The 25,795-nt window shown below is 32.8% G+C and carries 22 protein-coding genes and 1 pseudogene; 12 read left to right on the top strand and 11 right to left on the bottom strand.

What is annotated here, in order from left to right:
* Positions 1-8 precede the first annotated feature (8 nt).
* The 7 genes from leuB to ML436_10395 all read right to left on the bottom strand — a co-directional run bounded on the left by leuB (position 9) and on the right by ML436_10395 (position 7,938).
* Positions 9-1,055, bottom strand: a complete 1,047-nt coding sequence (leuB, locus tag ML436_10425) for a 3-isopropylmalate dehydrogenase (GenBank protein UMT77553.1) — start codon at positions 1,053-1,055, stop codon at positions 9-11.
* Positions 1,056-1,057: 2 nt separating this feature from the next.
* On the bottom strand, positions 1,058-2,587 hold the full coding sequence (locus ML436_10420; protein ID UMT77552.1) for a 2-isopropylmalate synthase: 1,530 nt from the start codon (positions 2,585-2,587) through the stop codon (positions 1,058-1,060).
* Between the two features lie 29 nt (positions 2,588-2,616).
* Positions 2,617-3,621, bottom strand: a complete 1,005-nt coding sequence (gene ilvC / locus ML436_10415; protein ID UMT77551.1) for a ketol-acid reductoisomerase — start codon at positions 3,619-3,621, stop codon at positions 2,617-2,619.
* A gap of 139 nt (positions 3,622-3,760) precedes the next feature.
* Entirely contained in the window at positions 3,761-4,015 is a 255-nt protein-coding gene (locus tag ML436_10410) for an ACT domain-containing protein (protein ID UMT77550.1), read from the bottom strand.
* Complete coding sequence (gene ilvB / locus ML436_10405; GenBank protein UMT77549.1) at positions 4,015-5,784, bottom strand: biosynthetic-type acetolactate synthase large subunit; 1,770 nt, start codon at positions 5,782-5,784, stop codon at positions 4,015-4,017. Before ilvB ends, ML436_10410 begins: the two co-directional genes overlap by 1 nt.
* Before the next feature lie 17 nt (positions 5,785-5,801).
* A complete protein-coding gene (ilvD, locus tag ML436_10400; protein UMT77548.1) occupies positions 5,802-7,490 on the bottom strand; it encodes a dihydroxy-acid dehydratase in 1,689 nt (562 codons plus the stop codon).
* Positions 7,491-7,821: 331 nt separating this feature from the next.
* Positions 7,822-7,938, bottom strand: coding sequence for a hypothetical protein (locus ML436_10395; GenBank protein ID UMT79517.1), 117 nt, complete (start codon positions 7,936-7,938; stop codon positions 7,822-7,824).
* A gap of 203 nt (positions 7,939-8,141) precedes the next feature.
* On the opposite strand from ML436_10395, the gene tsaE reads away from it, so the two are divergent.
* Genes tsaE through tsaD form a run of 4 tightly spaced genes read left to right on the top strand, consistent with a single transcriptional unit; the run spans position 8,142 to position 10,701 of the window.
* Positions 8,142-8,603, top strand: coding sequence for a tRNA (adenosine(37)-N6)-threonylcarbamoyltransferase complex ATPase subunit type 1 TsaE (gene tsaE / locus ML436_10390; GenBank protein UMT77547.1), 462 nt, complete (start codon positions 8,142-8,144; stop codon positions 8,601-8,603).
* Positions 8,584-9,246, top strand: coding sequence for a tRNA (adenosine(37)-N6)-threonylcarbamoyltransferase complex dimerization subunit type 1 TsaB (gene tsaB / locus ML436_10385; protein ID UMT77546.1), 663 nt, complete (start codon positions 8,584-8,586; stop codon positions 9,244-9,246). Before tsaE ends, tsaB begins: the two co-directional genes overlap by 20 nt.
* Positions 9,219-9,683: a ribosomal protein S18-alanine N-acetyltransferase gene (rimI, locus tag ML436_10380; protein UMT77545.1), complete on the top strand. Its 465-nt coding sequence runs from the start codon at positions 9,219-9,221 to the stop codon at positions 9,681-9,683. Before tsaB ends, rimI begins: the two co-directional genes overlap by 28 nt.
* Positions 9,676-10,701 carry a tRNA (adenosine(37)-N6)-threonylcarbamoyltransferase complex transferase subunit TsaD gene (gene tsaD, locus ML436_10375; GenBank protein ID UMT77544.1) on the top strand — a complete coding sequence of 342 codons (1,026 nt, stop codon included), beginning with the start codon at positions 9,676-9,678 and terminating at the stop codon, positions 10,699-10,701. Before rimI ends, tsaD begins: the two co-directional genes overlap by 8 nt.
* A gap of 100 nt (positions 10,702-10,801) precedes the next feature.
* Here the strand turns inward: tsaD and ML436_10370 are convergent, their stop codons facing one another.
* Both ML436_10370 and abc-f read right to left on the bottom strand, forming a co-directional pair.
* Positions 10,802-12,412 (bottom strand): MutS family DNA mismatch repair protein, encoded by a 1,611-nt coding sequence (locus ML436_10370; GenBank protein UMT77543.1) that lies wholly within the window; start codon positions 12,410-12,412, stop codon positions 10,802-10,804.
* Between the two features lie 361 nt (positions 12,413-12,773).
* Positions 12,774-14,702: an ABC-F type ribosomal protection protein gene (gene abc-f / locus ML436_10365; protein UMT77542.1), complete on the bottom strand. Its 1,929-nt coding sequence runs from the start codon at positions 14,700-14,702 to the stop codon at positions 12,774-12,776.
* Between the two features lie 253 nt (positions 14,703-14,955).
* On the opposite strand from abc-f, the gene ML436_10360 reads away from it, so the two are divergent.
* The 8 genes and pseudogenes from ML436_10360 (at position 14,956) to ML436_10325 (ending at position 23,500) form a co-directional block, all read left to right on the top strand.
* Positions 14,956-15,591, top strand: a complete 636-nt coding sequence (locus ML436_10360) for a redox-sensing transcriptional repressor Rex (protein ID UMT77541.1) — start codon at positions 14,956-14,958, stop codon at positions 15,589-15,591.
* A 298-nt stretch (positions 15,592-15,889) separates the two neighbouring features.
* The gene (locus tag ML436_10355; GenBank protein ID UMT77540.1) at positions 15,890-16,972 is read left to right on the top strand and encodes a YeeE/YedE family protein; all 1,083 of its coding nucleotides are present in this window, start codon (positions 15,890-15,892) and stop codon (positions 16,970-16,972) included.
* A gap of 74 nt (positions 16,973-17,046) precedes the next feature.
* Positions 17,047-17,271 (top strand): sulfurtransferase TusA family protein, encoded by a 225-nt coding sequence (locus ML436_10350; protein ID UMT77539.1) that lies wholly within the window; start codon positions 17,047-17,049, stop codon positions 17,269-17,271.
* A 214-nt stretch (positions 17,272-17,485) separates the two neighbouring features.
* The gene (locus ML436_10345) at positions 17,486-18,736 is read left to right on the top strand and encodes an ammonium transporter (GenBank protein ID UMT77538.1); all 1,251 of its coding nucleotides are present in this window, start codon (positions 17,486-17,488) and stop codon (positions 18,734-18,736) included.
* A gap of 169 nt (positions 18,737-18,905) precedes the next feature.
* The gene (locus ML436_10340; protein UMT77537.1) at positions 18,906-19,856 is read left to right on the top strand and encodes a LacI family DNA-binding transcriptional regulator; all 951 of its coding nucleotides are present in this window, start codon (positions 18,906-18,908) and stop codon (positions 19,854-19,856) included.
* Positions 19,857-20,006: 150 nt separating this feature from the next.
* Positions 20,007-21,491: a sucrose-6-phosphate hydrolase gene (locus ML436_10335; GenBank protein ID UMT77536.1), complete on the top strand. Its 1,485-nt coding sequence runs from the start codon at positions 20,007-20,009 to the stop codon at positions 21,489-21,491.
* Entirely contained in the window at positions 21,488-22,447 is a 960-nt protein-coding gene (locus ML436_10330; GenBank protein UMT77535.1) for a carbohydrate kinase, read from the top strand. Before ML436_10335 ends, ML436_10330 begins: the two co-directional genes overlap by 4 nt.
* A gap of 468 nt (positions 22,448-22,915) precedes the next feature.
* Positions 22,916-23,500 (top strand): annotated as a pseudogene (locus ML436_10325) (transposase).
* A gap of 247 nt (positions 23,501-23,747) precedes the next feature.
* Here the strand turns inward: ML436_10325 and ML436_10320 are convergent.
* Entirely contained in the window at positions 23,748-24,464 is a 717-nt protein-coding gene (locus tag ML436_10320; GenBank protein ID UMT77534.1) for a LytTR family DNA-binding domain-containing protein, read from the bottom strand.
* Positions 24,465-24,482: 18 nt separating this feature from the next.
* Positions 24,483-25,775, bottom strand: coding sequence for a GHKL domain-containing protein (locus tag ML436_10315; GenBank protein UMT77533.1), 1,293 nt, complete (start codon positions 25,773-25,775; stop codon positions 24,483-24,485).
* Positions 25,776-25,795: the final 20 nt, after the last annotated feature.

Here is a 25,795-nt window from a genome sequence, read left to right as displayed (position 1 = left end):
TCTCCCCCTTAATGATTCAATTTTGATGATAACTTGGTAAAAATTTCTGAAGTATGAAGTTGCCCGCCTAAATCTACTGTTGTTTGGCCATTTTCAATCATGCTATAAATAAGTTGTTCTAATTCATCTGCAGCATCAGGTTGATTTAAACTTTCACGTAAACACATTGCTAAAGAGAGAATCATCCCAAATGGATTAGCAATATCTTGACCAGCAATATCAGGAGCAGATCCATGAATAGGCTCATATAATCTTGGGCCATCATTACTAAAACTAGCAGAAGGTGATAAGCCAAGAGAGCCGGGAATGACTGATGCTTCATCACTTAAAATATCTCCAAATAAGTTTTCACAAACAATGACGTCAAATTGTTTAGGGTTTGTGATTAAGTGCATACTACAAGCATCAACAAGTAAGTGATTTACCGATACTTCAGGGTATAATAAACTCACTTCATTTACGACTTTTCGCCATAATTTACTTGAAGCTAATACGTTTTCTTTATCAACAGAGGTTAATTTTCCACGTCTTGAAGCGGCTAATTTAAATGCTACATGAACGATACGTTCAATTTCTTCTCTTGTATATGTGAGTGAATCAAGTGCATCTTGATCATTAAAATATCTTGGTTCCCCAAAATAAATACCACTTGTTAATTCACGCACAATGACTAGGTCAGTACCTTCAACACGTTCTTCTTTTAAAGGTGAAAAGGCACTAGCGCCTTTTACTACTGTAGTAGGGCGAATATTAGCAAATAAATTTAAGGATTTACGTAATTTTAATAAACCTTGTTCTGGTCGATTATTAGGATCTGTCCATTTTGGTCCACCAATAGCACCTAGTAAGATAGCATCTGCCTTTTTACAAGCATTTAATGTAACTTCAGTAAGTGGTTCACCAAAAGTATCAATAGAGGCACCACCAAAATCATGGCGCTCTAATTGATAGTTAAAGTTATATTTAGTACTAATAATTTCGAGTAACGCTAAAGTACCATTTAAAATTTCTGGTCCGATACCGTCACCAGGTAGTGCAACAATTTTATAAGTCATTATTAGTTACCTACCTTTTCAACATTTTCGGCTGCAAATTTGGCATGTGCTTCAACATAAGCTTTACAAGAGGCTTGTAAAATATCGTGATCAATACCGAAACCATTGACTGATTTACCTTCAATCAATAGATTCACATGCACTTCTGCTTGGGCATCAGTACCTTCAGTAACAGAATTAATACGATAATCAATTAATTCTGTTTCTTTTTTGAAAATACGATCAACAGCATTGTATATGGCAACGATTGATCCAGTTCCGATACTTGAGTCTTGATACGTATGTCCTTCTTTATCTTTAATTACCACAACTGCACTTTGAAGCCCACTAGATACATATTGCAATTGCAACGTTTCTAATTTATATAGCGCTTGATGTTCGTGTTCAGAACCTTGAATAATTGCATGGATATCTCTATCAGATACCGATTTCTTTTTATCTGCAACAGCTTTAAATTGTTTAAATAACTCTACTTGTGCATCTTTATCGATGTCGTAACCTAGTGCTTTTAATTTTTCAGAGAAAGCATGTTTACCTGACAACTTACCTAATGGCAATTCAGTAGTACTTACGCCAACCAATTGTGGCGTCATAATTTCATAAGTTTCACGATGCTTTAATACACCATCTTGATGAATACCTGATTCATGACTAAATGCATTTTGACCAACAACAGCTTTATTTCTAGGAACTCGAATTCCTGAATACCTTGAAATTAAATCCGATGTCTTTTTAGTTTCTTCGAGATTAAGAGCAGTTTGAACACCATAGTGATCATTTCTGACGTATAGTGCAAGCGCTACTTCTTCTAAAGCGGCATTACCTGCGCGTTCTCCAATACCATTAACTGTACCTTCAATACGTCTTGCACCGCCTTCGATTGCTGCTAAACTATTAGCAACAGCCATACCTAAATCATCATGACAATGTGCACTATAGATAATTTCATTTGTTGATGTAACAGATTCTGTTAAGGTTTTGAAAATATGTGCATATTCATCGTGGTAACTGTAGCCGACAGTATCAGGGATATTAATAATAGTAGCGCCTGCATCGACAGCAGTTTGAACACATTCTACTAAGAACGGTAATTCAGTACGCGTTGCATCTTCTGGTGAAAATTGAACTACTTCAAATAACTGTTTCGCATAAGTAACATGTTCTTTTATTGATGCTAAAACTTCTGCTTGAGACATTTTAAGTTTATGTTCCAGATGAATAGGTGAAGTAGCTATAAATACATGTACAACTGGTTTTGCTGCATCTTTTGTTGCTTCATATACAGCATCGATGTCAGATTTTTTACATCTTGCCAAACCACACACAGCTGTTGTTGTTAATGTCTGTGCTATAGCTTGAACAGATTTAAAGCTACCAGTACTTGAAGCGGGGAATCCGGCTTCAATAACATCGACACCCCATTTTTCTAATTGCAATGCAATACGTAAACGTTCATCAAAAGTAAAATTTACTCCAGGTGTTTGTTCACCATCTCTTAGTGTCGTATCAAAAATTTGAATATGACTACTCATATTTAACAACTCCTCATTGTAGGTCTATCTTATTTTTCGATGCTTTTAGATTTAATAAATGGCATCATTTCACGTAGTTCACGCCCAACTTTTTCAATTTGATGACCGTGTTGTTCTTCACGTAATTTGTAGAACTCTTTAAATCCATTTTTATTGTCTTCGATAAAACGATTGCTGAAGTTACCATTTTGGATATCAGTTAATACAGCTTTCATATTTTCTTTAACATCTGGTGTGATAACACGAGGACCAGATACATAGTCACCAAATTCAGCAGTATTTGAAATTGAATAACGTACATTTTCCATACCGCCTTCATACATTAAATCAACGATTAATTTCATTTCATGTAATACTTCAAAGTAAGCCAATTCTGGTTGATAACCAGCTTCTACCAATGTTTCGAATCCACTTTGAATTAATTTAGACACACCACCGCAAAGTACTGCTTGCTCACCGAATAAGTCTGTTTCAGTTTCTTCTTTGAATGTTGTTTCGATTACACCAGCACGAGTTGCACCAATACCTTTTGCATAACTTAAAGCAATATTACGTGCTTGGCCCGAAGCATCTTGTTGAACACCGAATAATGATGGTACAGCTGACCCTTCTACAAATGTACGTCTAACTAAATGACCAGGTCCTTTAGGTGCTACTAAAAATACATCAACGTCTGCAGGAGGTTGGATAACGCCAAAGTGAATGTTGAAACCATGTGCAAATGCTAAAGCATTATGTTTTTCTAAGTTTGGTTTAATTTCATTTTTATAAACATCGCCTTGAATTTCATCAGGTAATAAAACCATAATTACATCAGCTTGTTTAACTGCTTCTGCAACAGGGAACACATCGAAACCATCTTCTTTAGCTTTATCAAAAGAACGTCCAGGGCGAATACCGATGACAACATCATACCCGTTGTCTTTTAAGTTTTGTGCATGTGCGTGGCCTTGTGAACCATAACCAACTACTGCAATTTTTTTACCTTGTAAAGCATCTGTTTTTACATCTTGATCATAATAAACTGTTGTCATAATAAATTCCTCCAAATAAATAAAAAGTTTTGTTTTTCGAAAATTCTGAAATATAAAGTGATAATGTTGGCAGATGTTAATTAGTAATTTATGTTATATCTCTAACTAATTAGCGCATCATTGCCATTTAGATTTAAAATTAAGCTTCATTATCTACCAAGTCATAACATTCAACGGTTAAAACATTGATTTGTTGTTTTAACTTTTTCAATAAAATATGAAGTGATATATCATCCTGAATATCCACTTGAATTTCCATATTAGAAATACCTGGTTGTTCTGAATGGGTGACATGTAATGTATCGATATTATATTGTAAGCGAACAAATGCACTTGTAATACGATTTAGAGTACTCACTTGGTCTGCAACTTGTAATTTAATAATTCTTGTCATTATAAGCCCTCCATCTCATGATTTGATTTACCACTTGGAACCATAGGGTTAACAGCTTCAGTAGGGGAAATACGTACCTCAATTAAAGCTGGTCCTTGATAATTAAATGCGGCATCTAATTGTTCTTCAAGTTTGTTTGGTTTATCAATTAAGAAGCCTTTGACACCATATGCTTCAGCCATTTTCATAAAATCAGGTTGCCCATTAAATACAGAATGAGAGAAGCGCTTGTTAAAGAACTTGTCTTGCCATTGTTTAACCATACCTAATGTACCGTTATTAATTAATACAATTTTGACATCTAAACCATATTCTGGTAAAAGTGCCATTTCTTGGTTTGTCATTTGGAATCCGCCATCGCCTACAAAACATACGACTGTTTTATCTGGATTTGCTAATTTTGCACCAATTGATGATGGGATACCAAAGCCCATGGTACCTAAGCCACCGCTAGTTACCCATTGACCATGATCTTTAAAAGGATAAAATTGAGCTGCCCACATTTGATGTTGACCTACATCAGTTGTAACTATGGCATCACCATTTGTCAGCTTACCGATATATTCAATTGTTTGTTGCGGTTTGCAAAATACTTGATCATCTTCACCAAGTTTAAATGGATGTTTCTGCTTATTATTTTGACAATGTTTAACCCAAGCGCTATGTTCAGTGGTTTGAACATTATAGTCATTTAAACACTCTAAAAATCTTTTACAGTCTGCAATAATACCTAAATCAACTTGGATAACTTTATTAATTTCTGATGGATCAATATCAACATGAACAATTTTGGCATTTGGTGCGAATTCATCAGGTTTACTTGCTAATCTGTCATCGAAACGGCTTCCTAAGTTAATAAGTAAGTCACACTCTGTTAATGCCATGTTACTTGCATATGAACCATGCATTCCTCCCATACCTAAAAATAGTGAATCTTCATAAGGTACAGCACCTAAACCGAGTAAAGTTGTGACAGTCGGAATTTGATGATTGTTAACGAACTTTGTTAACAAATGATTAGATTTTGATTGATTAATTCCAGCTCCTGCTAAAATAACAGGTTTTTTTGCTTCTTTTAAAAGTGAGATGAAAGTGTCTATGTCTTTATTTTCAGGTTCAGTAACAACGTCATAACCCGGAATATTAATGTCGTCACATAAATCAACATTTGTAGCTAATACACCCATATCTTTTGGGAAGTCGATAACAACAGGGCCTTTACGTCCTGAATTAGCAACGTGAAATGCTTCATGAACAATTCTAGGAATATCGTCAACATGTTTAACTTGATAGTTTTGTTTTGTAATAGGTGAAGTCATCGATAATATATCTGCTTCTTGGAACGCATCTTTACCAATACCTGGTGTAGCAACTTGGCCTGTAAATACAACAAGGGGTAAAGAGTCGCAATGTGCATCTGTAATACCAGTCATAACATTCGTAGCACCCGGACCACTAGTTACAACGACGACACCAGTTTTGCCAGATACACGCGCATATCCTTCTGCAGCATGAACGGCACCTTGTTCATGTCTAGCTAAAATATGTTTGATTTTTCCATCATAAAATATGTCGTATAACGGTAATACTGCACCACCCGGATAACCAAATAAATAATCTACGTTTTCTTTAAGCAATGCTTCTACTAATAATTCTGATCCTGAGCGCATTTCTTTTAACGTTTTTTCATTCAGTTGTTCAGGTTCAACTGATTCTGCCATTTTAAAAGTGTCAATATTTTGGTTTACTTCGTGTTGAGTTTTAGACATTTCAATCATCTCCATAGTTAAATTAAATTCTCAGGCACTTGCATGACGCCACCTGTATTTGCACTAGTCACGAGTGCAGTATAGCGAGCTAAATAACCTGTTTTTACTTTTGCTTTAAATGGTTCTAAAGATGCTCTTCGCTGTTCTAAGACATCATTAGATTGATTTACATTCAATGTTCGATTTGTTAAATCAATAGTAATCTCATCACCGTCTTTAATTAGACCAATAGGCCCTCCAGCTGCAGCTTCAGGGGAAATATGTCCAACTGCAATACCTCTAGTTGCACCTGAAAATCGACCATCAGTAATTAGAGCAACATCTTTACCTAATCCACGACCAACGATTGACGAAGTAGGTGCTAACATTTCAGGCATACCTGGACCACCTTTAGGTCCTTCATATCTTATAACAACGACATGTCCAGCACGTACAGTACGATTATCAATTGCTTCTACCGCTTCATCATGTGAATTGAAGCAAATCGCTTTACCTGTAAATGTTTTAATTGAAGGATCAACACCACCAACTTTAATGACTGCGCCTTTTGGTGCAATATTTCCGAATAAAATAGATAGACCACCTTGAGCATCATAAGGTGCATCAAGTGAGTGAATGACTTCGAAGTTCTTAATTTCTTTACCTTCATTGTTTTCACGTAATGTTTTACCAGTGACAGTGATTCTATCTGGATGTAACGTGCCATCTTTTTTCATCAGCTCATTAATAATTGCCGGGACACCACCAGCTTCATGTACATCATGCATCGAGTATGATGAGCTAGGCGCTATCTTTGATAAGTATGGTGTGCGTTTAGCAATCGCGTTGATTCGATCTAAGTCGTAATCAATACCAGCTTCGTTTGCAATTGCTAATGTGTGCAATACTGTATTAGTTGAACCACCCATAGCCATATCAAGAGCAAATGCATCATCTATAGCTTCACGTGTTACAATATCACGAGGTTTCAAATCATTTTTAATATTTTCAACTAATTTAAAAGCAGCTTCACGTATCATTTCACGTCGTTGATCACTTACTGCAAGTGCTGTACCATTGTAAGGTAAGGCTAATCCTAAAACTTCCATCAAACAGTTCATTGAATTAGCTGTAAACATTCCTGCACAAGAACCACAAGTAGGGCAGGCGTTTTGTTCCATGTCTAGAAATTCTTCTTTAGAAATTGACCCTTCTTTGAATGCACCAACCGCTTCAAACATCGATGAAAGTGTGAGTGCTTTACCATGTGCTGATAAACCAGCTTTCATTGGACCACCAGAGCAAAAGATAGCAGGTACGTTTGTCCTCATGGCTGCTAAAATCATACCTGGTGTAATCTTGTCGCAATTAGGAATATAAAAAACACCATCAAACCAATGTGCATTGATTACAGTTTCAGCAGCATCAGCAATAATTTCGCGTGATGGTAGAGAATATCGCATTCCGATATGTCCCATAGCTATTCCATCATCAACACCAATCGTATTAAATTCAAATGGAATGGCACCGGCTTCTCTAATTGCTTCTTTAGCTATGTCTGCGAGTTCTCTTAAATGAACATGTCCTGGAACAATATCAATATAAGAGTTACAAATAGCTACAAATGGTTTGTTCATATCAGTTGGACTTTTTAGTGCGCCCGTAGCATGTAAAAGACTTCTTGCTGGTGCTTGGTGATCTCCTTTTTTGATCATGTCGCTTCGCATAGTAAATTCCCCCGTAATTTTGATGATTTAACAAATTTAAATAAGTTAGTAGTGATAAAAGTTAAAATTCAACAGTTAAAACGTAAAAAAACGTCCCAATATTATTGGGACGTTTACAAGTCCCATTCAAACAGAAATAGGACTTAAAGCGTTTAGTAGATGTATACTAACGTTCGAGTCCTAAAGAGTATAATAAAATAATAATATTTGAAGTTGTCGGTTGATGTTCAGTATATTGATAAGGCATTTTATTATACTCCTTCCGTGAATGGTTTATATCATTCTAATAGTTAGAATTGTCTAAAAATTTGATAAATTTAATTTACTATATCTATTTCGTTATGTCAATAAGTATTTTAAATTTTCTTACAATTAACTTCGGATATATAATCTGTTTCAAAAATAAGAAATTTAAGTTGAAATTTGTTACAATATAAAGGTTAATTATAAAGTTAAATACGAATGATAAAGTGAGGTCGGGACAAAAGCGTTTAGGATTTGAGCAGAACCGAACGATGAGTAAAATTGTTTTCCATATTTTGATGAACCGTGAGAGTTTTTGCCGAAAATCATGCTTTTGGGACGCCGTTCATTGGTTTCCCAGAGCACAAAAAATTTATGTCTCAACCTCATATTATAGGAGAATCAACATTGATAAAGATAAACAATTTAGAGGAAATGAATCAATTTGCTACGTTTTTAGTTGAACAATTGAAGAGTGGCGATTTGATTTTACTTAATGGAGATTTAGGCGCAGGCAAAACAACGTTAACACAATTTATAGGAAAAGCATTAGGTGTCAAACGTACAATTAATTCACCAACATTTAATATTATTAAATCATACAAAGGTACAAATTTAAAATTACATCATATGGATTGTTATCGCTTAGAAGATTCTGAAGAAGATTTAGGGTTTGATGAATTTTTTGAAGATAGGGCGATTACAGTTATTGAATGGAGTCAATTTATTAAAGACTTACTTCCTGCAAATCATTTAACAATAAATATTACAACTCTATCTGAAACAAGCAGAGTAATAGAACTTATAGCATTAGGTGAACATTATGAAATTATTAAGGAGGTAATCGAAAATGAATTTGCTGCTTATTGATACATCCAATCAACCATTATCAGTAGCAATTATGGAAGATGATAAAGTTAGAGCTGAAATAACAACTGATTCAAAACAAAATCATTCAGTACAATTAATGCCAGCAATTAGCGAATTATTTAAGCAGTGTCAAATAACAAAACATCAATTAGATGCAATTGTTGTTGCTGAAGGTCCAGGATCATATACAGGATTACGAATAGGTGTTACAGTAGCAAAAACATTAGCTTATGCCTTAAATATAAAGTTATACGGTGTTTCCTCATTAAAAGCATTAGCAGCAACAATTAATAATACTGATAAATTGTTAGTTCCAATTTTTGATGCAAGAAGAAAAGCTGTATATACAGGCGTTTATCAGTGGCAACAAAATGAATTGGAAACTATATTAGAAGATCAATATATGACAATTGAAGATTTACTAACATTTTTAAAAGGCTTAAATCAGCCTTATGTATTTATAGGTAAAGATACAGTGCAATTGCAAGATGATTTACAAGGAGATACTGTAGCGCAATTACCGAATGCATCAGTAATGTATCACTTAATAGATGAGCCTTCGGATATTCATACATTCACACCTAAATACCATAAATTAGCTGAGGCGGAACGAAATTGGATCAACAGTCAAAAGAGCAATTAAATATTAGAGCAATGACAAAGGAAGATGTACCACAAGTTTTTGATATAGAGCGTCATAGTTTTAATGATAGTTCATGGACAATTGATGCATTTTATCATGAAATTGAGCAAAATAACTTTGCGAAGTATTTTGTTTTAGAATTTGAACAACAAATTATAGGTTATTTAGGTTTATGGATAGTGATAGATCAAGCGCAAATTACAACAGTTGCTATAGATAATCAATATAGAGGCTATGGCTTAGGTCAAATGTTATTAAAATATGGTAAAAATTATGCGAGTCATACATGTGATGTAATGAGTCTAGAAGTAAGAGTAAATAATAAAGTAGCACAACATGTATATGAAAATTTAGGTTTTCAATATGGTGGGAAACGTAAAAATTATTATGGTGAAGGTGAAGATGCAATGGTAATGTGGGTGAATTTAAATGACTAAAGATATATTAATACTTGCCGTGGAAACAAGTTGCGATGAAACGAGTGTTAGCATAATAAAAAATGGTAGAGATGTGTTATCGAATATCGTTTTAAGTCAAATTGAAAGTCATAAACGATTTGGCGGTGTTGTTCCCGAAGTAGCAAGTAGGCATCATGTTGAAGGTATTACCACAACAATTGATGAGGCTCTTGAAGAAGCAAAAGTATCAATGGAAGATATAGATGCAGTAGCGGTAACAGAAGGCCCAGGTTTAATTGGTGCGTTGCTAATTGGAGTCAACGCAGCTAAAGCATTAGCGTTTGCGTATGATAAACCATTAATACCGGTTCATCATATTGCAGGACATATTTATGCTAATCATATTGAAACGCCATTGACATTCCCACTTATCGCACTCATAGTTTCAGGTGGTCATACAGAATTAGTTTATATGAAAGATCATTTGACATTTGAGGTGATAGGTGAGACTCGTGATGACGCAGTAGGCGAAGCTTATGATAAGGTGGCACGAACAATTGGATTAAGTTATCCAGGTGGTCCACAAGTCGATCGTTTAGCTGCAACTGGTGAGGATACGTATGCTTTTCCTCGTGTATGGTTAGATAAAGATAGTTATGATTTTAGTTTTAGTGGCTTAAAAAGTGCTGTAATTAATCAGTTACATAATCAACGACAAAAAAATATTCCAATCATTGCAGCCAATGTAGCGACTAGTTTTCAAAATAGCGTCGTAGATGTATTAACTTATAAAGCAATTCAAGCTTGTAAAGACTACGGAGTACAACGACTAATAGTTGCTGGTGGTGTTGCAAGTAACAAAGGATTACGTCAATCATTAACAAATCAATGTAAAGAGAATGACATTGATCTAACAATTCCAAGTCCCAAATTATGCACAGACAATGCAGCCATGATAGGTGTTGCTGGTTATTATTTATATCAGAACGGTAAATTTTCAGATTTAGCATTGAATGGACATAGTAACATCGATTTAGAAGATTATTCTATAGAATAAATAAACGTCAGTTATTAACATGTTAACGGTGAACCAGTTTTTAATGGTGACATCGTCATTGTCATGTGATAACTGACGTTTTTATGTTTAATTTTAAATGCTAAATTTTCGGCACATTATCTTTTGCACGTTCATATATTTGTTCTGGGAATGAAGTGATTCTTAGTAGTTCGATAGCATTTCGTGTATTGGCTTTTCCAGGTTTAATCTTATAGTCAAAATGAATTTTATTATTTTCTATAACTTCATTAAAATGATAATTCGAATATTGATGTTTTAATAATTCAGCTAACTCTATGTCATGTGTAGCAGCTATGACCTTAAAGTTAGATTTTTGATTTAAAAATGATAAAACTGATTCAGAAGCGGCAATTCGTTCAGTTGTATTGGTACCTTTGAAAATTTCATCTATAAAGCAGTATATATTTTGATTTCCAGAGATATTGACAATTCTTTTAATTGACTTTAATTCCGCCATAAAATAGCTATCGCCAGATAATACGCTATCGGCATTTGCCATAGATGTGAAAACATTACCCGGTTGATATACAAATTTACTTGCAGTAACTGTATGAATCGTTTTTGCAAGTATAATATTTATCGCAATAGCTTTCATAAATGTAGATTTCCCAGATGCATTAGAACCGGTTAATAATATATTTTGTGATAATGAAAAATCATTGGCAATAGCATCTGAAATGAGTGGATGCGTTAATTCAGTGAACTCAATACTATTTTTAGTTTCATCAATATGCGGTTCTGTATAAACATCTAAAGTTCTACGATACATAGCTAACGAATAATGGTTATCTAACTCTGCGATATAGTCAAAACAATTTTTCAACTCTTTCATATGTGTAGTATAGCTTTTTTGAATTGTATGGAATAAAAGATAATCGAGCATGAAAATGAGTTTAACTAGTTTAATTACCATAGCACCAATATCTTCTTCGTTAACTTCAGCTAAAACACTTGTAAGGTGGCGAGCCGTTCTAAAATGTTTAAAATTGACCTCTGGTTGAGGTGCATGTTTAATTTTTGAAATAGCATAGCCATGTTTTAAAACATTTGATGCATAAAAAATTGATTTTAAGTCATCCTCATATGTACGTTTTAAAATAGCAGATAAAATAATATTAAATAAACAGCTTAATAGAAATAACAAAATGCCGACTTGTGCATTTATAAAAATAATTGCGAATGTAATGATAGGTAATAACGGACAAAGCATTAAGAGTGTTTGACGTTTTACAGGTGTAATTTGATCTGGAAAAGTCGGATAAACTGACTTGCCTAACAAAGCTAAATGAAAAGTTACATGCTGTCTAAATTCTGAGTTGTTATTAAATAAATTGAGTAATGATTTATTTTTAATTGATAGCATACCACGTAAACAACTATAAAGCTTCATTTCGCCAATAGCTGTTAAATTATAGTTCATCTGGTGAAATACCGCAGACATGTTTAAATCTGACCAAGTTTTATCATCAACTAAAGTATGAGGCTTGTAGTTGTCTTTATAAAGTTGATATTCATAGTCATAATGTGAATTCGGTCTTATAAAAGTCTCTAAGGGAGAAATCGTTCGCCATAATGTTTCCATAGAATTAAATAGTTTTTGACGATTCATATATCGTCCAACAATTCTTACAATTGAAGCAATAAATATTACCGCAACGACAAATATTAAAAACGTTTGATTTGTGCTCATATGTAACTCCTTATATTTTTTGAATTATTATAAATAACCAGTTTAATAATAATATTATTTCATAGTTGAGATTAATGAACAAATAATTTTTAAAAAATGAATGTCAATAGGGAACATGCGTACTTATCAACAAAGCGTGCATAACTTGTGGACAACTGATGTAAATAATGGGTTTTATTGTGGATATTAAGTGGGAAAAGCAAAAATTAATTGTGTGTTAGTGTTAATTTACTTGTGGATAACTAGGATAACTTTGTGGATAGTTATTATATCAACATTCTTAATGTGAATAAAAAAACTTGAAATTTGTTAAAAAATAACTCTAACTAATGACTTTTCACAGTTAGAGTTATGGATATATTTATAATTTTTGTTGTAATTCTTCCCAATTTGTCATGGCTTGTTCTAATTTTTGTTCGCTTTCTTGTTTTTCGAGAGCTAATTCATTTGCTTTTTGTGGGTTACTGTATATATCTGGTTGAGTTAATTGTTCATCAATCAAAGCTATAGCTGCTTCTAAAGATTCTATTTCGTTCTCACAATCATTAATTTGTCTTTCTAGTTTTCGCTGTTCGCGTCTTTGTTCTTTTTGATTATGATACGAGGAATACTCATGCGATTTTTCATGTGATTCGTTATTGACAGAAATTTCATCTTGTTGTGCTTTTATTGCAGCAGCTTCTTCAACTTTTTCAATATAATATTGATAATCTCCAAGATACATTTTCCCGCCATCTTTTGTTAAATCAAATACTTTATTTGCTAATTGATTAATAAAATAACGATCGTGAGAAACAAATAAAATTGTTCCTTCAAAATGTTGAAGTGCTTGTTCTAACATTTCTTTTGAATCGATATCAAGATGATTGGTAGGCTCATCTAAAATGAGGACATTATCGCGTTGTAACATTAGAAGTGCTAACTGAAGTCTTGCCTTTTCGCCACCCGATAAATCGTTGATAATTTTTTTAACATCATCTTGTACGAATAAGAAACGTCCAAGTACGGCGCGTATATCTTTTTCGTTCATTAATGGATATTGATCCCATACGTAATCTAAAATGGAATTATTAGATTTAAATTCAGCTTGCTTTTGATCATAATATCCAATTTGCAAATTTGCACCAAAGGTAATATTGCCACCAAGTGCTTGTTGTTGTTTAGCGATAGTTTTAATCAATGTTGATTTTCCAATACCGTTAGGCCCTATAATAGCGATATGGTCACCTTTTGAAACTTCAACGTTAATAGGTTGGGTAATAGGTGTTTGATAACCAATTTCTAAATTTTTAATGTGCATGACATCGTTCCCTGTGTTACGGTCAAAGCCGAATTGTATATTCGCACTTTTAGCATCTAACATTGGTTTGTCAATACGTTCCATTTTTTCTAAAATTTTACGTCTGCTTTTTGCCATACCACTTGTGGAGGCACGTGTAATATTCTTCTCAACAAATGTTTCTAAACGTTTAATTTCTTCTTGTTGATTTTCATATTCTTGCATTCGCTTTTCATAATATAAATCGCGTTGCTTAATAAATTGATCATAGTTACCAACATAACGTTTGACGTCACCCAAGGCTACATCATAAATTTGAGTTACAATTTTATCTAAAAAGTAACGATCATGACTAATAATTACGATTGCACCTTTAAAATAACGTAAATAATCCTCAAGCCACTTAGTTGTTTCTAAGTCCAAATGGTTGGTAGGCTCATCTAAAAGTAATAAATCAGGTTCATTTAATAACATTTGAGCTAACGAAAGGCGTGTTTTTTGACCACCACTAAAGTCGTTAATAGGCTTGTTAAAATCATCTTCAGTGAAATTTAAACCATGCAATACAGTTTTAATTTTACTCTCGTATTGATAGCCATCTAACTGTTCATATTGATTTGATAAAGATTCATAACGTGACATATGAGTTTTATATGAATCGGAATCATAATCATCTGCATGTTTAGCTAACCAATCGGTTTCTTCTTTAATTAATTTTTCCATGTTTTTAATATGTTCAAATGGTTTAGACATTTCTTCAAAAACCGTTGCATTAGAGTTTAGTGTCATTTGTTGAGTTAAATAGCCAAGCTTTAAGTTTTTGATTTTGGACAAATTTCCTGAATCATAGTTTTCTACACCGGCTATAATTTTCATTAATGTTGATTTACCGGCACCATTTCTTCCTACAATCCCTATTCTTTCACCTGTTTTTACTTCAAAATCAACATCAGTAAATATATCTTCACCATCGAACGATTTTGATATATGATTAAGTTGTAAAAGTATCATTCGATCTTCACCTTTCGTATTTCGTCAATTAGTTTTAATTTACGATTTCAATCGTAATCATTACATTAATAACCATTTTACAGTATAAAACGCCGTCATGAAACTAAGATATTTATTTTTAAAATTCAATAATGTATAATATTTAAGTATTCATTGTAATCAATTATTTGTTTTTTAATAATCTAACAACTACGCTCTAACTCGTTTGAATACATAGATATAATTCATTCAAACACGAAGGAGGAAATAGCGAATGAGTGACCAAGTTAAAATTCCTCGAGCAACTTTAAAACGTTTACCGTTATATTATAGATTTGTGAGTTCATTAAAATCTAAAGGTATAGATCGTGTAAATTCAAAAGCGATTAGCGATGCGTTACAAATTGACTCGGCAACAATTCGTCGTGATTTTTCATATTTTGGCGAATTAGGTAAAAAAGGATACGGATATAATATAGATAGTTTATTAGATTTCTTTAAATCTGAACTTAGCGAAAGTGATATGATAAAAATCGCAATTGTCGGAGTCGGGAACCTAGGGAAAGCATTACTCACATATAACTTTTCAATTCATGACGATATGACTATTACTGAAGCATTTGATATTAAAGAAGATGTTATTGGCCAAAAAATAGGGAATGTTATTGTAAAAGATAATAATGATTTAATAGCGACATTGAAGAAAGAAGAAATTGATGTTGTGATTTTAACGACACCAGAGAGAGTAGCTCAAAAAGTGGCAGATGAACTCGTTCAAGCTGGTGTGAAAGGGATTTTAAACTTTACACCTGGCAGAATAAATACACCATCAGATGTGCAAGTTCATCAAATAGACTTAGGTATAGAATTACAGTCGTTACTATTCTTTATGAAAAATTACAGTGAATAAATGTGATGTAGCTTTAAAGATTAACCTTGTTATATCTTAAATTATTTTTGAAGGGTCTGAGACAAAGTCTCAGGCTTTTTTAATTGAGTCTGAAATTTTAGCGGTAAACTGCTATATTGTTAAGTCTTAATTCAACTTAGTAATTATGTATATTTATGTTAAACAATCCACACAATAACTATTGGCTTCACTTAGAAAATATTAAATTGTATAGCGAAAATATTGTGTATAAGGTTGAAAAGAGAGAAATCATCGCCTATAATACATACTAAACTTATCGGAAATAGGTGATATTATAATGACTTGGATGATTATTAGTGGTTTATTAGTCGGGGGACTTTTAGGATTTGTTATGCAACGTACGAGATTTTGCTTAACTGGTGGTTTTCGTGATATGTACGTGCAAAAGAATAATAAAATGTTTTACGCATTATTAATAGCTATTACAATTCAAAGTATCGGACTATTAATTTTGACGGCAACGGGCGTTTTACAAATTCCTACGCACAGTTTTCCTATTTTAGGAACGATTATCGGCTCATTTATATTTGGAATTGGAATTGTATTAGCAGGTGGTTGTGCAACTGGTACTTGGTATCGTGCCGGCGAAGGTTTGATAGGAAGTTGGATTGCCTTAATTTTGTATGCTATTACTGCTGCGATAACTAAGACAGGGATTTTAAAACCAGTAATGCATCAAATTAATCAATCAACGAATGTGAATAGTGATATATCTCAAACGACCGGTATACCTTTTGGGGTGTTAGTAGCAGTATTATCTATCATTACTATTGTACTTGTAGTTAGAACACTTAATAATAAAAAATCAAAAGTAGCAATTCCTAAATTGAAGCAACGATATACGGGTATCAGACATTATCTTTTCGAAAAACGCTATCATCCATTTATAGCTGCAATTGCAATTGGGCTTATTGCTTTATTAGCATGGCCAGTGAGTACATCGACTGGTAGAAATGCAGGACTTGGAATTACAACACCATCGGCCAATTTAATTCATTTTTTAATTACTGGTGAATCGAAATTTATTGACTGGGGTGTCTTGTTAGTTTTAGGGATATTTATAGGTTCTTATATTGCAGCTAGAGGTTCAAAAGAATTTAAATGGCGTTTGCCAGATAGGATTACGATTCGTAACAGTGCTATAGGTGGTATATGTATGGGCTTTGGCGCTTCAGTAGCAGGTGGATGTTCTATAGGTAATGGTCTTGTTGAAACAGCTATGATGACTTGGCAAGGTTGGATTGCACTAGCAGCGATGATTGCTGGCGTATGGACAATCAGTCATTTTATGTTTGTTCGTCCGATGAGGAAGGTTCAACAACAAGTTGATAAGGTACAACAACAAACACAAGCAGTATAAATTTGAGTGATTTCAAGAACTGAAAATCAGAAAAACAACATTTAATAATATAATTAAAAAGAGGAGTAATAGTTATGATATATGAATTAGGTACAGTAGGTATGGTGTGCCCATTCCCATTGATTGAAGCACAAAAGAAAATGGCAACATTATCATCTGGAGATGAATTGAAAATTGATTTTGACTGCACACAAGCGACTGAAGCTATTCCAAATTGGGCAGCAGAAAATGGATATCCGGTAACTAATTTCGAACAAGTTGATAATGCTTCTTGGACGATTACAGTTCAAAAAGTATAACGATATCTATTATTGCTAATAAACACACATTAAAAAGGCTATTTTCTCTGTATTAAAATCGAGGAAATAGCCTTTTTATTATGGAAATACTAAGGAAAATGCAAGTGCTAACAAAAGTTGTGTCATATTTTATTTCAACGCATGTAATATAATCTTACGCATTTTTGCATTTTATAAATTATCAGATTATTATGAAATTAAGGGAGTGGTAAGTATGAATCTTAACGACACAATATTTATGTTTTTATGTACATTATTAGTTTGGCTAATGACGCCAGGATTAAGTTTGTTTTATGGTGGATTAGTTCAATCTAAAAATGCACTTAATACTGTTATGCAAAGTATGGCAGCAATTGTTATAGTAACATTTGTTTGGATAACAGTTGGTTTTACTATTAGTTTTGGAGATGGTAGCCTATGGTTTGGGAATTGGCAATATACTCTTCTTAATCATGTAGGTTTTGCTACACAAGAAGATATAAGTCCGCATATACCATTAGCATTATTTATGTTATTTCAAATGATGTTTTGTACGATTGCAATCTCAATTTTATCAGGTTCAATCGCTGAAAAAATGAAATTTATACCGTATCTATTATTTGTAGTTGTTTGGACAGCACTTGTTTATAGCCCGGTAGCGCACTGGGTATGGGGTGGCGGTTGGATCAATAAACTTGGCGTATTAGATTTCGCTGGTGGTACAGTCGTTCATATTACATCAGGTGTTTCAGGTTTGGTACTGGCGATTATGATTGGAAAAGGAAACAAACAATCTGAATCAACGCCTCATAATTTAATTATTACCTTAATTGGTGGTATTTTTGTGTGGATTGGATGGTACGGATTTAATGTTGGTAGTGCATTTACATTTGATCAAATTGCAATGTTAGCATTTACCAATACAGTTATTGCTGCAAGTGCAGGTGCTATAGGTTGGTTGATTTTAGAATATATTTTCAAAAAGACTACAAGTTTACTTGGCCTATTATTAGGTGCTCTGGCTGGTCTCGTTGTAATTACACCTGCAGCTGGATATGTAACATATCTTAGTGCGACAATTATGGCATTAATTGGTGGAATTTGTTGTTATATCGTCATTAATTATATAAAAGTGAAACTAAAATATCATGATGCGTTAGATGCATTTGGTATTCATGGTGTAGGTGGTATTATTGGTGCCGTCTTAACAGCAGTTTTCCAAAGTAAAAAAGCAAATCCGGATATAAATAATGGATTCATTTATACAGGTGATGTTCATATTGTTTTAATACAATTACTTTGTGTTACTGCAGTAGTAATTTTTAGCGTAGTTATGACATTTATTATTGCGAAAGTAATTAAGTTGATTACGCCATTGTCTGTGACAGAGCAAGAAACAAATATAGGATTAGACAAAATTGTACATGGTGAGCATGCTTATTTTGAAGGCGAGCTAAATAGATTTAATAAACATATTCGATATTAAACTAAAAATACATAGAAAATAAATTGTCCTGACATCTGGTTAAAAAAGGTGTTAGGACATTTTCTGTTTTGTTAAATATTTTTTAGAAAGGAGATGAAATATTATTTGAAGCGGTTACATATATGCTAAAATAAAAATAAGCGTCATAAATAATGATAGGTGAGTAATTATGAAAAATATATCCGATATTGCTAAATTAGCAGGTGTTTCAAAAAGTACAGTATCTAGGTTTTTAAATAATGGATCTGTCAGCAAAAAAACAAGTGAAAAATTAACAAAAATTATTGATGAGCATGACTATCAACCGAATCAATTTGCTCAAAGTTTAAGAGCCCGACAAACACATCTTATTGGCGCAATAATACCTAGAATGAATTCATATGCTGTAGATGAGACAATTAAAGGGTTAGCAAAGCAATGTGAAAAATATGGTTCTCAGTTAATCTTAAATTATACTGGACTAAACATTGAAGCAGAAATTCAAGCACTTGAAACGTTAGCGCGTAGCAAAGTGGATGGCATTGTTTTAATGGCTACGGATATCACTAAAAAGCATATTGAAGTTATAAATAAAATGAAAGTTCCAACAGTCATTGTTGGGCAACAGCATGAACAACTTCATAGTATTGTGCATGATGACTACAAAGCAGGGCAAATCATTGGTGAATGGATTGGGCAACAAGATTATCGACATGTTGAAGTATTTAGTGTAAGTGAAAAAGATATTGCAGTCGGTATACATAGAAAACGTGGTTTACTTGATCAACTAGCTAAATATCAAATTACACCAAATGTACATGAATCAAATTTCACGTATAACGATGCACAACAAGATGTTGCTCAAGTATTAAAAAATGTAAAGCAAGTTGATGCGATTGTTGGCGCGACAGATACGATTGCATTAGCAGCTTATAAATATTATTCTGGGAAAGAAGATGCCATGAAACCTAAACAAATTTATGGTTTTGGTGGAAACCCCATGACTCAGTTAGTATCTCCGACGATTAAAACAATTCATTATAATTATTATGAAGCGGGTCAATGTGCAATGGAAGAAATTCAACAAATGCTAAAAAAGAAAGATTTACCATATAGCGTCACTGTAGAAGTTAGCATTTAGACGCTATATTTTTTAAAAACAAAGGTGGAACCGATACCATAATGGATGAAAATATTATAGCGCAATAATTAAAGAACGTAAGTAAAATTTGCTATAATAGAATATAAATTGTTAGTAGCGTAAATGTTAAAGGAGGACTGGACAAATATTATGACCGAATGGACTAGAGAAGAACGTTATCAGCGTATTGAAGACGTTGATACGGAGTATTTTAAATATTTAAAACAACAAGTTGATCAATCTAAATTTCGTCAACAATTTCATATTCAACCTGAAACTGGATTATTGAATGATCCGAATGGGCTTATTTTTTATAATGGAAAATATTATGTGTCTCATCAGTGGTTTCCATTAGGTGCAGTTCATGGGTTAAAATATTGGTTTAATTATACAAGTGATGATTTAGTAACTTTTAAAGCAGAAGGGCCCATATTAAATCCAGACTCAAAATATGATAGTCATGGTGTGTATAGTGGTAGTGCTTTCGAATATAATGGACATTTATATTATATGTATACTGGGAATCATCGAGACAACCATTGGCAAAGACATTCGAGTCAAATGATGGCTCGTATGAAAGATGATGGAACAGTAGAAAAGTTTCCAAAGCCTGTAATTAATCAGCAACCTGAAGGATATACAAGTCATTTTAGAGATCCGAAAGTATTTAAAAAAGATGATAAGTATTATGCAGTCATTGGTGCCCAAAATAATGAACATCAAGGGCGATTATTATTGTATAGCACTGAAGATATCATTAACTGGCATTATTTAGGTGAAATTAAAACTGAATTAGATGATTTTGGATATATGTGGGAGTGCCCAGATTATTTTAATATCGATGGTCAAGATGTGATACTTATTTGTCCTCAAGGTATTGATTCGCAAGGTGATCAGTTTAAAAATATTTATCAAAGTGGTTATATGCTAGGTCAATTAGATATTGAAAACTTAACTTTTGAGCATGAAGATTTTGTCGAACTTGATAATGGTTTTGACTTTTATGCACCTCAAACATTTTTAGATGAAAAGGGGCAACGTGTGTTAATCGGATGGATGGGATTGCCAGAAATCGAGTATCCTACAGATAACGAAGGTTGGGCACATTGTTTAACTATTCCTCGCGTATTAACTGTGGAAAATGGGCGACTCATGCAACGTCCGTATCCAGCGTTAGAAAAGTTACGACATAATAAAGAGACGGCATTAGGCTACGCAAATAAATTTACACGAAAGCTACATCCATATGAAGGTAAGCAATATGAACTGATTATTGATATTTTAGATAATGATTCAACTGAAGTATATTTCGAACTTCGTACATCAAAAACGTCTTCAACTTTAATCTCTTATAATAAACGTGAAAATAAAATTACATTGGATCGAAGTGATAGTGGCCTATTACCAACAAATGTAGAAGGTATGACGCGTAGCACGACATTAGATACACCATTGAAAAAATTACAAATTTATGTTGATACATCCAGTATTGAAATTTTCTGTAATGATGGTGAGCGCGTATTAACATCACGAATTTTCCCGACTGACGATGCGATTGGTATTAAAACATCAACAGAATCAGGCCAAGTTTATTTACAGTTTACTAAATATGATTTAAAGGATGATCAAGAATGAGACGTTTATTTGCAATAGGAGAAGCGTTAATTGATTTTATTCCAAATGTGACAAATACCAATTTGAAAGATGTTGAAACATTTACGAAGCAAATTGGTGGCGCGCCATGTAATGTAGCCTGTGCTGTTCAAAAGTTAGGGCAGCAAGCATTTATGATTACACAATTGGGTAACGATGCTTTTGGAGATAGCATTGTTGAAACAATTTCTAATATAGGTGTGGATGTGAATCATGTCTATCGCACGAACAAAGCTAATACGGCTTTAGCTTTTGTAAGTTTAACTGAGGCGGGTGAACGAGACTTTTCATTCTATCGAAAACCATCCGCGGATATGCTATTTGAGCCGAGTTATGTAGATGATATTGAAGTGAATGAAAATGATATAGTACATTTTTGTTCTGTGGATTTAGTTGAAAGTCCGATGAAAAATGCTCATCATAAATTAATTACTAAAGTGTTAGATGCAAACGGTACGGTTGTTTTTGATCCTAATGTAAGGCTACCTTTATGGGATAATCCAGAGGATTTGAAGCATGCGATTCATTCATTTTTACCACTAGCACATATAGTAAAAGTTTCTGATGAAGAATTAGAATTTATAACAGGTATTCATGATGAAAACGAAGCTATTCAATCTTTATTTTTAGGCAACGTCAAAGTGGTTATTTATACAAAAGGTTCGGAAGGTGCTGCAGTCTATTTGAAAGGCGGCATTACACTTAATCACGCAGGTTACAAAGTAAATGCTGTAGATACAACAGGAGCTGGTGATGCATTTATTGGTGCGGTGATTAGTCGAATTTTAGAGTCTTCAACATTAGATTTAATCCATCTTTTTGAAAATGAAGGTGAGGATATTTTAGCATTTAGTAATCGTGTTGCTGCAATAGTGACAACGAAATATGGTGCTATTAACAGCTTACCTAGCATTCAAGAAGTTGAAGATTCATTATAATTTTAATATTTTAAGCAGTGTTAGGACATAAATCCCTAAAAAACAGCAGTAAGATAATTTTCAATTAGAAAATATCTTACTGCTGTTCTCTATTTATACAATACTTCGTATTGAATGGCTTCGCTATGCCCGTCTGGCACATAATTGTAAAATTCTATAAATAGAATTTTTGATGACGGGTCCCTTCCTAGAGTGCCGTCTCAGCCACTCCAACCGGCACATTGTTGTAAGCTGACTATATGTCAGCTTCTGTGTTGGGGCCCCTGTCTTCGACTGGCACTGCTCCCTCAGGAGTCTCGCCATTAATACTACGTATTAACATGTAATTTTACTTTTAAATACTTTAAAAAAATAAGACACTTTGCCCAACTTGCACATAAATGTATAATTCAATAATTTGAATTTTCTGTGTTGGATCCCTTCGTATAATTTAATAAATACCACTAAACTAAATTAACGAGGTGTCTTATGTATAAAAATTACAACATGACCCAACTTACACTACCAATAGAAACTTCTGTTAGAATCCCTCAAAATGATATTTCACGATATGTTAATGATATTGTTGAAACGATACCTGATAGCGAATTCGATGAATTCAGACATCATCGTGGCGCAACATCCTATCATCCAAAAATGATGTTAAAAATCATCTTATATGCATATACTCAATCTGTATTTTCTGGTCGTAGAATAGAGAAATTACTTCATGACAGTATTCGAATGATGTGGTTAGCTCAAGATCAAACACCTTCTTATAAAACTATTAATCGTTTTAGAGTGAATCCTAATACTGATGCGTTAATTGAATCTTTATTTATTCAGTTCCATAGATAATGTTTAAAGCAAAATCTTATTGATGATAATTCGATTTTTATTGATGCTACAAAAGTAGAAGCTAATGCCAATAGGTATACATTTGTGTGGAAGAAAAGTATTCAAAATCATAAATTGAAATTGAACGAAATTTCAAAAGCATTATATCGTGACTTAGTTGAAGAAAAAATAATACCAGAGATTAAAGAAGATGGAGATTGCGACTTAACAACAGAATAAATTGATTTCATGTTTAGACTGTTTTGTTAAAACGTAAGGTGAGGTATTGTGCAGTTATTAAGAAATTGATGAATTATGTGTAATAAGAATATGTTTGTAACTTGCAGTGGCGGAACGATTGGTGGAAATGATAATTAAAATTAGATATAAAAAAGCCAGCTATACAAAGCGTTGAAAAGTTACACTGTTAATATTAAACAGGGTACATAAAAGGGTTACGCCGTTAACTGACTTAGTTATCATATTATATTTTTTTAACGTTTCTTACCGATGCATAACAATGTTCTTGATTTTTAAAATAAACAATACGTTCTTTAGAATCAATGGATTCGATATTATGTCGATTGACGACAAAACTATTATGACATCTGAAAAAACGCTCATCTAATTGACTCAATTCTTTTAAATTACCATAAAATTCAATTTGACGATTATCTAAATGGGCAATGAGTCTATGAGATTTGGTTGATGATTCGAAAAACATAATATCATCATATTGAACATACACTGAATTACTGCCACGTTTTAACTCTATCGTTTCAACGCTATTATCTTTTGATAGTAACTGTAAGCGTGTATGTGCAGTTTCTAGACAATCTATAATTCGTGTTCTTAATTCAGCAGGATCATCTTTAAAAATGAAATCCATTGCTGCAACTTTGTAGACAAATGTTAAATAAGTAAGTTCACTATGACTAGTAACAAATATAATATTGCCAACTGGGTCATGCTTACGTATTTCACTACCTAATTTAATACCATTAATGTCTGTTGAAAGTTGAATATCTAAAAAGTAACAACCTATGTCATTCATATTTTTAGATTGCTCAAGCACCTCATAAGGATCATCAGTTGCGAGGGCAATTTCCATAGGTTTTTCTTCTATCATTATATAATTTTTAATAATGGTAACCATGTTTTCTCTTTGTTTTGGATCGTCTTCGCAAATGAAAATTTTCATTCTTTCACATCCTTATGGCTAGTTGTTAATAATTTCAACTTTTTGAATAAAGAAACCATTTTCGATAATCGTATCTAACAAGACATTATCCGCATTATCAGCAATTTCTTTTAAAGTTGATAGACCTAAACCACGACCTTCACCTTTAGTAGAAAAACTTTCTTGGAACAATTCATGAATGCGTGGTATATCATCAGCACATTTATTCATAACAATAAACGTTACCGAATTTTCGCTTTCAATAAATGCAACTCTAATGATAGGATCATCAATTTCAGTTGATGCTTCAATTGCGTTATCAAGAATTATGCCAATACTACGACTTAAATCGATCATATTCAAATTAATGCGCGTTACTTCATCAGGAATTTCTATACTAATAGGAATATTCATTTCTTGAGCACGTAAAATTTTGGCTGTAATTAAACCTTTAATCTCACGTACTTTAAGGTTCTCAATACCATTTAATTTAATAGCATTCATTTGCAAATTATCTTTCATCGGTACAATATTTTTATTGAAATAATCACGCAAACCAGTCATGTCATCCTCGCGAATATATTCAGAAAGTGTTGTTAATATATTGACATAATCATGACGGAACTTGCGCATTTCATTATTGATTGCCTCGATTTTTAAAGTATATTCGTAATATGTTTCAATTTCTTCTTGGTTACGTTTGTATTTCATTTCTTTAAGGAGAAATTGAGAAATAACAAATGTTAATATACTTAAAAATATAGTTATTCCGATAAAAATAAAAGAATATTGCCTTATTACTTTAGCTTCATCCGAGTTTATTTGTGAATAAAAAAAGAATAAAGAAAAAGTAAGCAATAGAATGGTCGAAATAACTATTAGAAAACCTTTATTTAGTATTAAATATGATGTGCTTATTTTTTTAAGAACTCTATTTATAATATATGAGAATAGTAAGCTGATTGTCACATAAACTACAAAAAAACTTGGAAATATTACAAATACACTTTCAGAAATTTTGCCAATATAGGCGTACATGACTATAAACATATAGTTAGCACAGTACAAAATTATTTGTGAAGTCATAATCAGCAAAATAGCATACCATTTGATTTTGATGAAATACAATATAATTACGAATACAGTTATTATTATAAGGGATGCACTATCAAACATTTTAAATAAAAATAATGATAATGTCGAAATTGCTACAATACATATATAATCAAGTTTACTATATTTGATTTCACTAATAATAGCTGGTATTGTAAACATTAATATCATTTGAGTTAATACGAATAAAACAAAACTATAATTATTTATTAATTCCACTACCATCACACTCTCTATTT

The organism is Staphylococcus roterodami (genome assembly GCA_022493055.1).
GTDB classification, from domain to species: domain Bacteria; phylum Bacillota; class Bacilli; order Staphylococcales; family Staphylococcaceae; genus Staphylococcus; species Staphylococcus singaporensis.
Note: the sequence above shows the minus strand (reverse complement) of the source record. Positions and strands in the feature narration are given on the sequence as shown.

What these genes read in the sequence shown, in the direction of transcription:
- ilvC (UMT77551.1), bottom strand. Translation starts at nt 3,621, where the DNA reads ATGACAACAGTTTATTATGATCAAGATGTAAAAACAGATGCTTTACAA.
- ML436_10340 (UMT77537.1), top strand. Translation starts at nt 18,906, where the DNA reads ATGAAAAATATATCCGATATTGCTAAATTAGCAGGTGTTTCAAAAAGT.
- ilvB (UMT77549.1), bottom strand. Translation starts at nt 5,784, where the DNA reads ATGTCTAAAACTCAACACGAAGTAAACCAAAATATTGACACTTTTAAA.
- tsaD (UMT77544.1), top strand. Translation starts at nt 9,676, where the DNA reads ATGACTAAAGATATATTAATACTTGCCGTGGAAACAAGTTGCGATGAA.
- ML436_10350 (UMT77539.1), top strand. Translation starts at nt 17,047, where the DNA reads ATGATATATGAATTAGGTACAGTAGGTATGGTGTGCCCATTCCCATTG.
- ML436_10335 (UMT77536.1), top strand. Translation starts at nt 20,007, where the DNA reads ATGACCGAATGGACTAGAGAAGAACGTTATCAGCGTATTGAAGACGTT.
- ML436_10345 (UMT77538.1), top strand. Translation starts at nt 17,486, where the DNA reads ATGAATCTTAACGACACAATATTTATGTTTTTATGTACATTATTAGTT.
- ML436_10410 (UMT77550.1), bottom strand. Translation starts at nt 4,015, where the DNA reads ATGACAAGAATTATTAAATTACAAGTTGCAGACCAAGTGAGTACTCTA.
- abc-f (UMT77542.1), bottom strand. Translation starts at nt 14,702, where the DNA reads ATGATACTTTTACAACTTAATCATATATCAAAATCGTTCGATGGTGAA.
- tsaB (UMT77546.1), top strand. Translation starts at nt 8,584, where the DNA reads ATGAATTTGCTGCTTATTGATACATCCAATCAACCATTATCAGTAGCA.
- ML436_10360 (UMT77541.1), top strand. Translation starts at nt 14,956, where the DNA reads ATGAGTGACCAAGTTAAAATTCCTCGAGCAACTTTAAAACGTTTACCG.
- ML436_10420 (UMT77552.1), bottom strand. Translation starts at nt 2,587, where the DNA reads ATGAGTAGTCATATTCAAATTTTTGATACGACACTAAGAGATGGTGAA.
- ML436_10355 (UMT77540.1), top strand. Translation starts at nt 15,890, where the DNA reads ATGACTTGGATGATTATTAGTGGTTTATTAGTCGGGGGACTTTTAGGA.
- leuB (UMT77553.1), bottom strand. Translation starts at nt 1,055, where the DNA reads ATGACTTATAAAATTGTTGCACTACCTGGTGACGGTATCGGACCAGAA.
- ML436_10320 (UMT77534.1), bottom strand. Translation starts at nt 24,464, where the DNA reads ATGAAAATTTTCATTTGCGAAGACGATCCAAAACAAAGAGAAAACATG.
- ML436_10370 (UMT77543.1), bottom strand. Translation starts at nt 12,412, where the DNA reads ATGAGCACAAATCAAACGTTTTTAATATTTGTCGTTGCGGTAATATTT.
- ML436_10330 (UMT77535.1), top strand. Translation starts at nt 21,488, where the DNA reads ATGAGACGTTTATTTGCAATAGGAGAAGCGTTAATTGATTTTATTCCA.
- ilvD (UMT77548.1), bottom strand. Translation starts at nt 7,490, where the DNA reads ATGCGAAGCGACATGATCAAAAAAGGAGATCACCAAGCACCAGCAAGA.